Below are 14,212 nucleotides of genomic sequence, written 5' to 3'. Positions count from 1 at the left end.
GATTTACGCTCCACGCTTCCTCCCCACACTCGGTCGCCCTCATGCAGTTGCGCTTCACTTCATTCGCTGTGACCAGCTTATGGCGGGACTTGCACCCGCAGGAGTGCGCCCATGCTGGGCGCACAAATACGAAAAGGGCCGCGCGTGCGCAGCCCTTTCTTCCGAGGACATCGACTGTCCACGGCAATCCATCCAGAACGTTCTTACTTCTCGTTCGAGTCGCCCTGATTCGAAGCCAGGATTTCCTTCATCTCTGCCTTCGCCTCGCGTTGCGTCAGACCTTCGATCTTCACGCGCGCCGTACCGACGTGCGCTAGATGCAGAATCTTCGCAGCCGCGTAGGAAAGATCTAGCACCCGGCCGCGAACGTACGGACCACGGTCGTTGATCTTCACGACGACGGTGTCGTTCGTCTCCGGATTGGTCACGCGGACGTACGAGCCGAGCGGCAACGTGCGGTGCGCAGCCGTCAACGCATGCATGTCGAAGCGCTCGCCGTTGGCCGTCTTGCGGCCGTGGAAACCGCGCCCATACCAGGACGCGCGTCCCAGTTGATGGAAGTCCGCGATGTTCGGGCCGTCCGTCAACGGCTCTGCGTCAGCGAGCTTGCCCTTCTGATCTGCCGCATCCGGCAGATTGTTCATACCTGAACCGTACGACGGCGGCGCGACAACAGCGCGCGCGTCCTTCGTCGTTGCGGACACACCGCTGACCTGGGTATTCGCGCCCGGAGGCACTGCACAACCGGCGAGTGCCAAAAAGGCAAAAACGCTCCCAACACGTCGGGGTAGCCGAGTTTTCATAAGACAATTTGATGCAAATGCGAGCCGCATCACACGAAATGCTGTGCGTTTGCTTGCGACTCCGGCGGCAAGGGGCGAGCGCGCACCGCGCAACGCTGGCGCAGGACGATGAAAGCCCGGACGCGGCAACTTCAGCCGCAACCGCACGGTTAGTTTTCACGTCTGACGCAACTGTCCCCGCAGTTTTTTGGCCAGACCCCACAAGCCGCCATCGAACGTTCACACGCTCATGCGCCGGAAAAACACGGCGCTCAGGAAGGCGGCGTAGGCCCCATCCAGCGTTACGGTAGCGAGACCGTGGCAGGCGCGTGGCACCTGGCTAGACAGGACGTGCGCATCGAAAAAAGCGATCGATGCTGGATTTGCCATCGGCATTACCGACAGCACTTGCTTGATGGTGAACCAGCAGCGCCCGTTCCCGTTTCATAGGACGAAACGCCTGCTCACCCAAAAGACGGTGCGATTTCCCACACCTGTTACCGAGATTATACCAAAAACACAATCTTGTGTTCTCTACCTCAACTTGCCGCCGATGAATTCTCACTATTACTGCAAAAATTCGTATTCGCCAGTCGGCTTTTCGGCCAATGGCATGCGCCGCTACGGCCGGTACAATCGAGTTTTTCAAGCACGCGCTCACTCATGAAAGTCACGCTGATCCCCGTCACGCCGTTCCAGCAGAACAGTTCCCTGCTCGTCTGCGAAAAGACCGGGCGGGCGGCCATCGTCGATCCGGGCGGCGATCTCGATATCATCAAGGCCGAGGTGGAGCGCCAAAAGGTGTCGGTCGAAAAGGTGCTGCTGACGCACGGCCATATCGATCACTGCGCGGGCGCGAAGACGCTGGCGGAGCACTACGGTGTGCCGATCGAAGGCCCACATGTCGACGAGCGCTTCTGGATCGACCAGTTGCCCCAGCAAAGCCTGCGTTTCGGCTTTCCCGCCGCCGAGGCATTCGAGCCGACGCGCTGGCTGAACGACCACGACACGGTCACGTTCGGCGATGAAACACTCGAGGTGTATCACTGCCCAGGGCACACGCCGGGACACGTGATCTTCTTCAGCCGCAAGCATCGCCTCGCACTGGTCGGCGACGTGCTGTTCGCCGGTTCGATCGGCCGCACGGACTTCCCGCGCGGCAATCACGGCGACCTGATCCGCTCGATCCGCGAAAAGCTCTGGCCGCTCGGCGACGACGTCACGTTCGTTCCCGGCCACGGTCCCACATCAACGTTCGGCGACGAGCGCCGCACGAATCCGTATGTCGCGGACGGAGTCAGGGCATGAGCGTCGAAATCTATGTGAGCACCGACGTCGAAGCGGACGGCCCGATTCCCGGCCCGCATTCGATGCTGAGTTTCGCATCGGCGGCGTACACGGCCGACAAGCAGTTGATCGGCACCTTCTCGGCAAATCTCGAATTGCTCGAAGGCGCAGCGCCTCATCCCGTGCAGGAGGCATGGTGGAAGACACAACCGGACGCATGGGCCGCGAGCCGCAAGGACTTGCAGCAGCCGGCGGCGGCGCTCGTCGCGTACGTCGAATGGGTCGAGGCGCTGCCGGGCAAACCTGTGTTCGTTGCGATGCCGGCGGGCTTCGATTTCACCTTCATGTTCTGGTACATGATGCGTTTCGCCGGCCGCTGCCCGTTCTCGTGGTCGGCGCTCGACATCAAGACGCTCGCGTTCGCGATGACGGGCCTGCCCTATCGCAAGTGCATCAAGCCGCGCTTTCCGAAGCACTGGTTCGACGACCATCCGCACACGCACGTCGCGCTCGACGACGCCATCGAGCAAGGCGCGCTCTTCTGCAACATGCTCGCTGAACTGCGCCAGAGCCAGAGCGCCGTGGTGTCAGAAGCTGATGGGGACGACTCAGGACAAAAACCCGCCGAGTAGGCGGCAATTTAGGGAATCTCCCTCAGTATCGGCGTTTTGGATTGCGTTTCGTTTCCGCGGCCTCTAACATTGATGAAAAGGCGACGCGACAACGGAGGCGCAGTTGACACTCGATACGTTCTCTCAAAAGATCTTGCGTCTTTTGCAGCTAGACGCGCGCCGTTCGGTGCAGGAAATCTCCGACCAGGTCGGGCTCTCCAGCACGCCGTGCTGGCGGCGCATCAAGGACATGGAGCAATCGGGCATCATCCAGCGATACACGGCGTTGCTCGACCGCGAAAAGCTCGGCTTGCACGTGTGCGCGCTCGCGCATATTCACCTCACACGGCATACGGAAGGCGGCGTCGAGCAGTTCGAACGCGAAATCGCCACCTGCCCGGAAGTGACCGAGTGCTACAGCACCACGGGCGAATCCGATTACATCCTCAAGATCGTCGCGCCCGACATCAAGGCGTACGACACCTTCCTGCACGACCGCATCTTCAAGATCCCCGCCGTCGCGCAGGTGCGCACGAGCGTCGTGCTGCGCGAGATCAAGTTCGATACGCAACTGCCGCTTTAAGCCGCTCGCTCACGCATCGCCACGCGGCTCGCGCGCCAGTTCCGCGCCGGCCGTCGACACATCGACGGCGTGCGTCACGCTCAAACGTCGCGCGCCCAGTCTGAGCTTCAGTGCCTCCAGATCGACTCGTTCGAGTTGATGCACTTCGCTTTCCAGCGCGCCGAGCCTGGACGGCTGCAATGTCACCTCGATGTCGAGCCCGGTGCTCAGATAATGCAGATTCACACTGGCCGCCTTGAGCCCCTGTGCGGCAAGCGCCGTTTCAACTTCTGCGGCGATCTTTGCACGCGGCGGCAGATTGACGGGCGGCCGTGCAATCGCATCATTCTCAGGGTCGACGTGGATCAGCGCGTCGAGCACGCGGTTGTCCGACAGCACGCGAGAGCGCGCCGTCTCCGCGATGTAGTGCCCTTCGGAAACCGAGATCATCGGATCGACGAGAATGTGTGCGTCGACCAGCGCAAAGTCGCCCATTTTCCGCGTGCGCAATTCGTGAACGTCGCGCACGCCTGGCGTCGACATGATGCGTGAACGAAGATCCGCAGTGTCGGCTTCGTCGAGTGCGCGATCGGAGAGATCCTGCAGCGCGTCCCAGCCGAACGTCCAGCCCATGCGCGCGACCATGAAGCCGACGATCGCGGCCGCGATGGGATCGAGCAGACGCACGCCCGCGATGCTCCCGAGAATACCCAGCGCCACCACCAGCGACGAGGCCGCGTCCGAGCGAGCGTGCCACGCGTTCGCAATCAGCATCGCCGACCGCACCCGCTGCGCCTCGCGCAGCATGTAACGGAAGAGCCCTTCCTTCGACAGCAGCACGGCGATCGCCACGACCAACGCGCTCAGATGCACGGCGGGGATGTTCTGCATATCGGAGAGACGCGTGCCGGCGCGCCACAGCATGCCTACGCCGACCGAGATCAGCAGGCCGCCGAGAAATAACGAAGCGACCGTTTCGTAACGGCTATGTCCGTAGTTGTGATCCGCGTCCGGCTCAGCCGCGCTATGCCGATTCGCAATCAGCACGACAAAATCGGAAACGAGATCGGCGAGGGAATGCACGCCGTCCGCGACGAGCGCCTGGGAATGCGCGAACACGCCAATCACAATCTGCATCGACATCAGCACCGCATTGAGTGCGATGCTGACGTAAGTGCTTTTGCGCGCGACGCGCTGTTTTTCCGCAGACTGGGCGGCCAAGGTGGAAGACATTTGAAGGGAAGCGGGTTCGTTACCATTAATTCTACCCGTCGCTTCGTGAATCCGCTGTTAAGCGATGAAAAAAGAGCTTTTAAATCATGTGTTTATCATAATGCGAAGCATTCGCATCATAGCTACCGCTGCCAGGTGCCCGCTTCACGCTAAGAATTGATAAGCAAACAGCCAATAAAAAACCGCGCCCCTCAATGCGGCGCGGTTTTCTTTAATGCATTGCTCGCGGTGCAAGCATTAAGTCATATTATTTCTCGATGAGAAATTTTTCGCGGTCTTGGCCTGCAATCCAGCGCGGCGGTTTACCGCGGCCCGACCAGGTGCTGCCGCTCGCGGGATCGCGATATTTCGGCGCAACGCCGGCACGGGGACGGCCCGCTGGTTTAACGGCTTTCGCACGCGTGCCACCGAGTTCGGCCAGCGTAATGCCGTAATCAGCCATTTTCTGCTTGATCTCGTTTAACACTTCCGCATACTCGCGCGCTTTCGCCTCTTCGATCTGCTTTTCGAGCTTTTCGCGCTGCGCAAGTAGTTCCCTGTAGGAGGACATAGTTTCCTTCTGGTTCGATAAATGGACGGACGGTCTATGCCGATTAGTCCGGAAAGTTGTCATGCCTCGGAATTTGGTGGCGAGATTAACACAAAATAGAAACTCCGGAAAAGACATCCGTGAAATTTAATTAATCTCAATTTCTTAATCTTTCAAGCGAACAGTCAAGCGGCGAGTTCGAGGCCAAATTATTCTTTCACTGAATAACGCTCATCTGAGGAATAAGTTCATATTAATTCCCAAACCATGAAAAGCAATGGTTAATTTATTCCGGAACATTTCATGCGATGCGAGTTTTAACCGGCAAAGTGTAAAATGCCGGCCCTTTTATCCGGTAAAAACCTCCTTCCATTTGCCTCTTAAGCGGCGGTCTCCCGGGCGATGCAATCTTCGAGAACGGCACGCAGCGATTCCGAATCGGGAGCGGGTGTGTCGAATACGATGCGCTTCCGGCTGTCCGACGTCACAAGGTCCGCGCCATACCGGTCGACGCCCAGCAGTCGAACATGCGCCGGCCGTCGCGGATGCCGCTCGATCATCTCGACTAGCGCGCTTTCCTCTTCGAATGAAACGGGCGCGAGCGGATCGAGTTCGTCTGCCATCAGCCAGCCCATCGCGCCAAACCCGCCGATATAACGCATCCGCTCGATCGACATGACCCAGAAAGAGAAATCGCCGAGCACGAGGTAGCGCTCGGCATCCGGGTGATAGCGCAGGTAGCGCTGGGTCACATCCTGCGTCGGCTCGACGTGCTCGAATGTGCCGACGAGCGTGACGCGCTGGCCATTGAGCACGTCGCCGTCCGGCGCATGGACGATCAGGAAGCCCGAGCGCGGATCGGAATGCAGGTTGCGCGTGTGTTCGGCGAGCCGGCTCACGAGTATCGTCGGCCGATGCCGCGCGTCGGGCGCGAACGGCAGCACGGTCGGATACGGAAAACCTTGCGGCTGACGCGCATGCGTGGCGAGCGTGCCGATCGCGGCCCGATGCAGCAGATGTAGCGGAGCGTGAGCGGGAATGTTCAAGTTCGCGTCCTCGTCGGATGGAATCCGCGCTGCGCAATGCCCGATGGATCGACGAGGCCGGCATCGATCCTGGCCAGGACGGGCGACACGCCGCGCGTGGAAAGTAGATATTAGTTCAGGGGCTTGTCCGCACGGCACACGATTGCTTCGCTAGAATCTGGAAACGCTTTCACCGCGCTTTCTCTCCTGCGCTGTCTCTTCCTTTTCGATCTCCGGGTTCTACGTGTCCGACCGCCCCTCCGACTCCGCATCCATCCCCGCCGCACATCGCAATCTGTCCGCGAGCGCGCGCAACCGCGCGCGTTACGCGACGATGGCGCTCTTCCTGATCGCCGGGATGATGTATGCGTCTTGGGGCGTTCACGTGCCGACCGTGCGCGACCGCTTCCATCTGAATCCGGCGATGCTGTCCGTCGCGCTGTTCGCGGTCGCGGGTGGCTCGATCGGCGCGATGGTGACGAACGGGCCGTGGATCGCGCGCGTCGGCACACGCCGCGCATGTCTGGCGGGCGGTCTCATGATGTCGGCGTGCGCGGCGCTGATTCTCGTCGTGCCGTCGTACTGGATGCTGCTCGTGTTGCTCGCGTTCTTCGGCGCCGGCATGGCAACGCTCGACGTCGCGATGAACGCCGAAGCGAGCGCCGTCGAAGAAGCGCTCGGCCGACCGATCATGTCGTCGCTGCACGGCATGTTCAGCCTCGGCGGGATGGCGGGCGCGGCCGTCGGCGGCGCGGCGCTTGCGCACGGCATGGCGCCAGCCGTGCATCTGCTGCTCGCGTCGCTCATCAGCGCGGGCGTGCTGCTGGCCGCGTGCCCCTCTGTATTGCCGCACGTTCCGCATTCCGAGCATCCCGACGCGCACGCGCCGCGCGGCAACCGCTGGCGCTCGCCGGCGCTGTGGGCGCTCGGTGCGATTGCGCTGATTGCGTTGATCGCGGAAGGCGCGATGTACGACTGGGCGACGGTGTATATGCGCGACGTCGTCGCGTCGACGCCTGCGGTTTCGAGCGCCGCCTACGCGGCATTCTCGGGCGGCATGGCCGCCGCGCGTTTTGCCGGCGACGCCGTGCGTGCACGCTTCGGCGCGCCGCAGCTGACGGCAGCGAGTGCATCGCTGGCCTGCGCGGGCATGATCGGCGCGCTGCTTCTGCCGAATCCCGTCGCGGCGCTGATTGGCTTCACGATGATGGGCCTCGGCCTCGCCAACATGATGCCCGTGCTGTTCGCGGCGGCGGCACGCGTGAAAGGGATTCCCGCCGCCGAGGGTCTCGCGCACGTCGCTGGGCTCGCGTACTTCGGCTTGCTGCTCGGACCGGTGATCATCGGCGGGGTCGCGCAGGTGACGAATCTGCCCATCGGCCTGTCCGTCGTCGCGTTGTGCGCGGCGCTCGTCGCATTCGTCGCGCCTAAGGTCCTGCGCCGTCTCGGCATCTGAACGACTGATTCAAAACGCGTCGCGCAGGCATCGCTCAAAGCTCGCGATACGTGCTGTACGTGCGCGCAAAATCGTTGCGTTCCAGAAAATTCGTATAGGTCATTGTCACGGAAGCATCGAGCGCCTCGACGTAATGCCACCAGCCGATCGGCAGAAACAGCAGTTCGCCCGGTTCGAGCGTGCACTCGATCACCTGCGCCTGTCCGAACGACGGAAAGCGTTCGAGATCGAGCGCGCCGCCATCGACCTGCGAATAGCAATGCAGATGGTTGTACATATGCGCGGTATCGGCGAACGGCACGAGCAGCACACGCTTACGCCCGACTACCTGCGCCATCAGGTTGTTGGTGAGATCGTGATGAAACGGCGTCTTCGTGCCGGCGGGACCGAACCAGAAAAAGCCCGCATCGGCAGCTGCGCCATCCAGATACTCGCCGATGGGCGGCACGTCGTCCCACAACGCCGCCAGCGCCACACGGTTCAGCGACGCATTGTTCGCCGTCATGTAGAAGTCGTTCGTGACGCCGGCGCGTTCGACGAGATCGACGTATTCGCCAAAACCCATCGCGCGCCTGAGCGACGGCTGATTGACCTCGTAGTTCGCATCGGCTTCGCGGCCAAACTGCACTTCCACTTCGGCACGCGCGCAGCGCGCGCGAAAGTAGTCGAAATTCCAGCGCTTGCGCGCGGGCCACGAATCGATCATGCCGGTGATGATCACCGGACGGTTCTGAAAATAGAACTGCTCGTAAAACGCATCGCGCGGCAGACGCGCGTGACGTTCGACGCCATCCGCTCCCTGCCGCATGCGATTCAGCTCGCCATACACGGAAAGCATCCATTCGCGCTTGCGCAAACGATTGCGCAAGCGCGAACCCGCTAGAAAATAAGGGCTATTCAACGTGCTATCGATTTCGCATTGCGCGTGTTCGCGCTCGAAGCCGTGTTCGATGAGCACGGCATGCACGTGTTCGGGCGATGCGTCGAGCAACAGGTTCTCGGCGATCCAGCGCCGCCATTCGTCATCGATCATCCGTGTCACGATCGCGTCCCCCGCATGGTGTGCGCAAACCGGGCGCACAAAACAAAAGGCACGCGGGAATGAACCCGCGTGCCTCCTATGATGCCTTGTCAGGCCGGTGCGCGTCCTGCGCGACGCGGCGAACCGCGTACGCGCCGGTTGCGGCAACCGCTCTTACATCTTCACGACGTCGAGCAGCGTCTTCTTGCCGGACTTGTAGTTGTACAGCGAGATCACACCGTGCTTCAGGTCGCCCTTCGAGTCGAAGGTCGTTTCGCCGATCACACCCTTGTAGTCGGTGTTCGGCATCGCTGCCAGGATCTTCGCCGGATCCGTCGAGCCAGCACGCTTCATCGCGTCGACGATGATGTACACAGCGTCATACGTGAACGGAGCGTAGATCTGGATCGGCTGACCGAAACGCTTCTGGTACTTCGCCTGGAACGCCTGGCCGCCTTCCATCTTCTCGAGCGCCATACCGGCTTCCGAGCAGACGATGTTGTCGGTTGCGTCGCCGGCCAGGTCAGACAGCTTGTCGGTACACACGCCGTCGCCAGCCAGCACCTTCGCGCGCAGGCCGAGCTGCTTGGCTTGCTTGGCGAACGGGCCGCCCGTGGCGTCCATGCCGCCGTACATGATCGCGTCCGGGTTTTCGCCCTTGATCTTCGTCAGAATTGCGCGGAAGTCGACAGCCTTGTCGTTCGTCGCGTCATGCGACATCACGTTCAGACCCAGCGACTTCGCCATCTTTTCGAATTCGTTCGCGAGACCCTGGCCGTATGCCGTCGAGTCGTCGACGATCGCGACGCTCTTGACCTTCAGACCCTTGGCTGCGTAGTTGGCCAGTGCCGGACCTTGCTGCGCGTCCGTTGCCACGACGCGGTACGTCGTCTTGAAGCCCTGTTGCGTGTAAGCCGGGTTCGTTGCCGACGGCGAGATCTGAACGATGCCTGCATCGCTGTAGATCTTCGAAGCCGGGATCGACGTGCCCGAGTTCAGGTGACCGACCACGGCGACGACCTTGTCGTCGACCAGCTTCTGCGCGACCTGCGTAGCGGTACGCGGGTCAGCTGCGTCGTCTTGTGCATCCAGTTGCAGCGTGATCTTCTGGCCGCCGATCGTCAGACCCTTGGCGTTGATCTCTTCAACTGCGAGACGTGCGCCATTTTCGTTGTCCTTGCCCAGGTGAGCGATGCCACCCGTCAAAGGTGCAACATGGCCGATCTTGACCACGGTGTCGGCCGAAGCCGTCGTCGCCAACGTTGCAAACAGCATCGCCGCAGCGCTGATCGGCAACAGCTTTTGGATTTTGATGTTCATGTAAGTCTCCGATTTCGGTCCCAAAAACAACGTAATCGCCCTTGTGCCCCGCTTCCTTCACGTGTCGCTCAAATCCCGTGGACGACTCCGCCGGATGCATCGTTCATGCACTTGGCAAGCACGCGTTCCAGCCTGTTTGTGACAGGTGGCGCCCCGCGCTTGCGCGCAAGTGTAGGCCATCAAATTAATTTGTGGGGTTTTTTTGAGTAAGTGGGATCACTACCAATAGCGTTTATCCCACTTAGTCGTGAAACGCGTCGGGAACCTGCCCGGAAAGCGACAGCCGGCGCGGCTTTCCGGCGAATGAGGTACGCGTCGATCGCACATGCATGGCGTGTCGCGCGCATCCTCCGTGCGTGCTTTCGACATGCGCCGAACGCGTCATCACAGGTAAATGCAATCCTGTTAGCGCATCGCGGAGATCGTTCTCAAATGATCCGATGTGCAACTGCCTATATATAGTGCGAGTGCCGCTTTCGATGCACGCGCCGTTTCATTCCCCTTACGAGAAGCCCGCCGCGCGGGGCTCTCGCTGCAGACGCCTTCTTTTGATGGCACACTGGGCGCCCGCTACGGGCAAGACGTGCGCAAACGATTGCCCGACCGATTTGCGGCTTCACCGTTTATGCAAGGAGAAACAACGTGAGCGTGACTTCCCGATGGATCGACATTCAGACCGGCAATGACGCGTTCGGCGCGTATATGTCCACGCCGAAGAGCGGCAAAGGTCCCGCCGTGATCATCATTCAGGAGATCTTCGGCGTGAACGGCCATATTCGCGACGTCGTCGATCAATACGCGCAGGACGGCTACATCGCGATCGCACCGGATATCTTCTGGCGCACGCAGCCGCGCGTCGAACTGACCTACGCCGGCGCGGATCGCGACAAGGGCATCGAGATCCTGCAGAAGACGAACGTCGAACTGGCCGTCGCCGACATCGGCGCGACGGCTGCCGCGTTGCGCGCGATGCCGGAAGTGACGGGCAAGATCGCGGGCATCGGCTATTGCTTCGGCGGCCGTCTCGCGTATCTGGCTGCGGCCGAAGGGCTGATCGACATCGCCGTGTCGTACTACGGCGGCGGCATCCAGAACCAGCTCGACAAGGCGCCGCAGATCAAGGCGCCGATGCAGTTCCACTACGGCGAACTGGATCACGGCATTCCGCTGTCGGCAGTCGGCGAAGTGAAGGAGCGCTTCGCGGGCCGCGACGACGTCGAACTGTATATCTACCCGAACGCCGATCACGGCTTCAACTGCACCGAGCGCGCGAGCTATCACCAGCACTCGGCAGCGCTCGCGCACGGCCGCACGCTGACTTTCCTCGGCACCCACGCGTAAGTTACGCTAGAGGCGCGACGTGTCTGCGTCGCGCCTTGTGCATCGAGCGCGCGCACGCAGCCCGCGCGTGCCGTCATCATCATTCCAGTCCGCGGGGGCCGTCGTCGTGCAATCCGACTATCTCGATCATGACGCGATCGGCCTCGCCGATCTGGTACGCAAGCGCAAGGTGAGCGCGCGCGAATTGCTGGAAACCGCAATCGCGCGCGCCGAAGCCGTTAATCCCGCCATCAACGCGATCGTCCTGAAGGACTACGACGCCGCCCGTCAACGCGCATCGCGCGAGCAGGCGAACGGCAGCGGCGAAGCACTGGCTGACGGACCGCTCGCAGGCGTGCCCTATCTGGTCAAGGATCTCGGTCTGGCCGTCAAAGGGCTGCGCATGTCGATGGGCAGCCGCCACTATCGCCATTACGTTCCCGCGGAAGACGCGCCCATCGTCACGCTGACGCGCGCCGCCGGACTCAATATCTTCGGCAAGACCAGCACCTCCGAAATGGGCCAGATGCCTTATACGGAGCCCGAACTGTTTGGCCCATGCCGCAACCCGTGGAGTCTCGATCACACGCCGGGCGGTTCGAGCGGCGGTTCGGCTGCTGCCGTCGCCGCAGGCATCGTGCCGCTCGCGCATGCATCGGACGGCGGCGGCTCGATCCGCATTCCTGCTTCGTGCTGCGGCCTGTTCGGGCTCAAGCCGACGCGCGGTCGTCAGCCGTCGAATGCGGTGCCCGCGCCCGGCGATATGGGCGTCGATCACGCCGTGTCGCGCAGCGTGCGCGACAGCGCGCTGCTGCTCGATCTCACCTCGGGGAATGCCGGCCGGCCGACGGGTGCGCCCGGCACCTTCCTCGCCGCGACGGGCGAACCGTGCAAGCCGCTGCACATCGCGTTCGTGACGGACCCGATGCTCGCCTTCACACTGTCCGCCGACGCCCGCGCCGCGCTCGACGATGCCGCACAACTCGCGGCATCGCTCGGTCACCACATTGAACCCGTCACGCTCGGCATCGACTTCGCGAGCCTGCGCGAAGCGTTTCTGATGATCTGGTCGGTGAGCGCGGAGAACCTCGTGCTGCACGCGGACCAGATCACGGGGCGCAAGCCGAATCGTGAGGAATTCGAAATCCCGACGTGGGCGATGGGGCATATCGGCCGCAAGTTCGGTGAGCGCGAATTGCCTGCGGCGCTCGAAGCGCAACGCCAGATCAGCGCAAAACTCGCGGATCTGATGACGCGCTACGACGTGATCCTGTGCGCGACGCTCGCCGCCGCGCCGATCAAGATCGGCGAAATGCAGCCGAGCGCCGTCGAGAAAATGCAGATGCGCGCCGTCACCACGGTTCCCGTCGAGCCGCTGATGCGCAAGCTGCTGACGGAAGTCTCGAACAAGGCGTTCGCGTGGGCGGGCTGCACGGAGCTATTCAATATGACGGGACAGCCGGCGATGTCGGTGCCGCTCTACTGGAATGCGCGCGGCTTGCCGATCGGCGTGCAGTTCGCCACGCGCGAAGGCGGCGAAGCGACGTTGCTGCGGCTCGCCGCGCAACTGGAAACGGCACGTCCGTGGTTCGACCGGCGGCCGCCACTGATCCCCGCGAGCAGCTAGCGCCGCTCCAGCGGCTGTTCGAGCGCATCGACGGGTTTGCGCATCGCGTCGAGATCGGCGTGACGTTTCGCCGGCACGCATGCAACGGCGACGATCGAGATCGCGAGTCCGCACATCACGTAATACGTCGGCGCGAGCGGCGAGCCCGTCGCCTTGATGAGCCAGGTGACGATGAACTGGCCGAAGCCGCCGAACAGCATCACCGCGAAGTTATACGCGAGCGACAGCCCGATCGAGCGCACGTTCGCGGGAAACAGTTCGGCCATCAGCGCGCCGAACGGTCCGTAGTAACCGGAAAGCGTGATGGAGAGAATTGCCTGCACGAGGATCAGCTTCGACACGCTCGGCGCTTCTTCGAGCCACACGAAAAGCGGATAGATCACCGCCAGCGTGATGACGAGCGACCACAGCGACAGACCTTTACGCCCGATGCGATCGGACCATGCGCCCGTCAGCGGCGACAGCACGGTGAGCAGCAGATTGCCGACCATCACGGCCGTGAACGAATCCGCGTAAGGCAGTTTCAGCTGCTTGACGGCAAAGGTCGGCAGATAGCTGATCAATACGTAGATGGTGACCGTCAACGCGACCACCGAGCCCAGACCGCAGAGCACGTCACGGCTATGGTGCACAAAAAGCTCACCGAGCGTCGCGCGCCGCGCGGTCTGCTTCGCATGCAGAAATGCTTCGGAATCCGCGAGATTGCGGCGAATGTAGAAGCCGATCGGACCGATCACAAGACCGATGATGAACGGCACGCGCCAGCCCCACGACTTGAGCGCTTCGGGCGACAGTCCGCGCGTCACCAGCGCGCCGACGACGGCGCCGAGCAGCAGCGCGGCCGCTTGGCTCGCCATCTGCCAACTACCGTAAAAGCCGCGCTTCGAGAACGGCGCAGCTTCGATCAGCAGCGCAGTCGAACTGCCGAACTCGCCGCCCGCGGAGAAGCCTTGCAGCAGACGTCCGACCACGATGAGAACCGGCGCGCCGACGCCGATCGCCGAGTAAGGCGGCGCGATGGCGAGCAGCAGAATGCCGAGCGTCATCAGCGCGATCACGAGCGACAGCGCGGCCTTGCGTCCCGCGCGATCCGCGTACAAACCGAGCACGATGCCGCCGACGGGCCGCATGAAGAACGCGACGCCGAAGCTTGCCGTGGTGAGCAGAATGGACGAGTAGTCGCTGCTGGAGGGAAAGAAAAGTTCTGCGATGACGACGGTGAGAAAACCAAAGACAGTGAAGTCATACCACTCGAGCGCATTACCGATGACGGCCGCCGTGACCGCCCTGGTATTGAGGCTCCTGGATGCTTGTGACATCGATGTCTCCGGCCTTCATCGAGGCGTCGGGTGCGTTGGATTGAATTTGGTTCGAATGGGCCGCTGTCAGGCCCCGCGCGCACGCCATGCGAGTGTAAAAGAGCAGGACATCCGATTTCA

General features: G+C 62.0%; 13 protein-coding genes. 6 read left to right on the top strand and 7 right to left on the bottom strand.

What is annotated here, in order from left to right; genetic code table 11:
• Window positions 1-203: 203 nt before the first annotated feature.
• On the bottom strand, window positions 204-803 hold the full coding sequence (locus G3N95_RS08950; protein WP_205969616.1) for a septal ring lytic transglycosylase RlpA family protein: 600 nt from the start codon (window positions 801-803) through the stop codon (window positions 204-206).
• 642 nt (window positions 804-1,445) lie between these two features.
• Here G3N95_RS08950 and G3N95_RS08945 point away from each other — a divergent pair.
• From G3N95_RS08945 to G3N95_RS08935, 3 genes are all read left to right on the top strand, one after another.
• Entirely contained in the window at window positions 1,446-2,090 is a 645-nt protein-coding gene (locus tag G3N95_RS08945; protein ID WP_205969615.1) for an MBL fold metallo-hydrolase, read from the top strand.
• Complete coding sequence (locus tag G3N95_RS08940; protein ID WP_205969614.1) at window positions 2,087-2,701, top strand: exonuclease; 615 nt, start codon at window positions 2,087-2,089, stop codon at window positions 2,699-2,701. Before G3N95_RS08945 ends, G3N95_RS08940 begins: the two co-directional genes overlap by 4 nt.
• Window positions 2,702-2,804: 103 nt before the next feature.
• On the top strand, window positions 2,805-3,263 hold the full coding sequence (locus tag G3N95_RS08935; protein ID WP_012399541.1) for an Lrp/AsnC family transcriptional regulator: 459 nt from the start codon (window positions 2,805-2,807) through the stop codon (window positions 3,261-3,263).
• 9 nt (window positions 3,264-3,272) lie between these two features.
• Here G3N95_RS08935 and G3N95_RS08930 read toward each other — a convergent pair whose 3' ends face one another.
• The 3 genes from G3N95_RS08930 to G3N95_RS08920 all read right to left on the bottom strand — a co-directional run bounded on the left by G3N95_RS08930 (window position 3,273) and on the right by G3N95_RS08920 (window position 6,050).
• A complete protein-coding gene (locus G3N95_RS08930) occupies window positions 3,273-4,475 on the bottom strand; it encodes a cation diffusion facilitator family transporter (RefSeq protein WP_205969613.1) in 1,203 nt (400 codons plus the stop codon).
• Window positions 4,476-4,722: 247 nt separating this feature from the next.
• Window positions 4,723-5,025 (bottom strand): H-NS histone family protein, encoded by a 303-nt coding sequence (locus G3N95_RS08925; protein ID WP_205969612.1) that lies wholly within the window; start codon window positions 5,023-5,025, stop codon window positions 4,723-4,725.
• 359 nt (window positions 5,026-5,384) lie between these two features.
• Window positions 5,385-6,050 carry a pyridoxamine 5'-phosphate oxidase family protein gene (locus tag G3N95_RS08920; protein ID WP_205969611.1) on the bottom strand — a complete coding sequence of 222 codons (666 nt, stop codon included), beginning with the start codon at window positions 6,048-6,050 and terminating at the stop codon, window positions 5,385-5,387.
• A gap of 223 nt (window positions 6,051-6,273) precedes the next feature.
• Between G3N95_RS08920 and G3N95_RS08915 the strand changes: the two genes are divergently transcribed.
• Entirely contained in the window at window positions 6,274-7,485 is a 1,212-nt protein-coding gene (locus tag G3N95_RS08915) for an MFS transporter (protein ID WP_205969610.1), read from the top strand.
• A 34-nt stretch (window positions 7,486-7,519) separates the two neighbouring features.
• Here the strand turns inward: G3N95_RS08915 and G3N95_RS08910 are convergent, their stop codons facing one another.
• Window positions 7,520-8,518, bottom strand: coding sequence for a cupin-like domain-containing protein (locus G3N95_RS08910; protein WP_205969636.1), 999 nt, complete (start codon window positions 8,516-8,518; stop codon window positions 7,520-7,522).
• Between the two features lie 162 nt (window positions 8,519-8,680).
• Window positions 8,681-9,826: a branched-chain amino acid ABC transporter substrate-binding protein gene (locus G3N95_RS08905; protein ID WP_205969609.1), complete on the bottom strand. Its 1,146-nt coding sequence runs from the start codon at window positions 9,824-9,826 to the stop codon at window positions 8,681-8,683.
• A gap of 642 nt (window positions 9,827-10,468) precedes the next feature.
• Between G3N95_RS08905 and G3N95_RS08900 the strand changes: the two genes are divergently transcribed.
• The gene (locus G3N95_RS08900) at window positions 10,469-11,167 is read left to right on the top strand and encodes a dienelactone hydrolase family protein (RefSeq protein ID WP_205969608.1); all 699 of its coding nucleotides are present in this window, start codon (window positions 10,469-10,471) and stop codon (window positions 11,165-11,167) included.
• A 106-nt stretch (window positions 11,168-11,273) separates the two neighbouring features.
• Window positions 11,274-12,773: an amidase gene (locus G3N95_RS08895; RefSeq protein ID WP_205969635.1), complete on the top strand. Its 1,500-nt coding sequence runs from the start codon at window positions 11,274-11,276 to the stop codon at window positions 12,771-12,773.
• Here the strand turns inward: G3N95_RS08895 and G3N95_RS08890 are convergent.
• A complete protein-coding gene (locus G3N95_RS08890) occupies window positions 12,770-14,092 on the bottom strand; it encodes an MFS transporter (protein ID WP_205969607.1) in 1,323 nt (440 codons plus the stop codon). The two genes, G3N95_RS08895 and G3N95_RS08890, sit on opposite strands and share 4 nt — an antisense overlap.
• Window positions 14,093-14,212 lie beyond the last annotated feature (120 nt).

It is taken from the genome of Paraburkholderia sp. Tr-20389, assembly GCF_017104565.1.
GTDB lineage: Bacteria > Pseudomonadota > Gammaproteobacteria > Burkholderiales > Burkholderiaceae > Paraburkholderia.
Note: the sequence above shows the minus strand (reverse complement) of the source record. Positions and strands in the feature narration are given on the sequence as shown.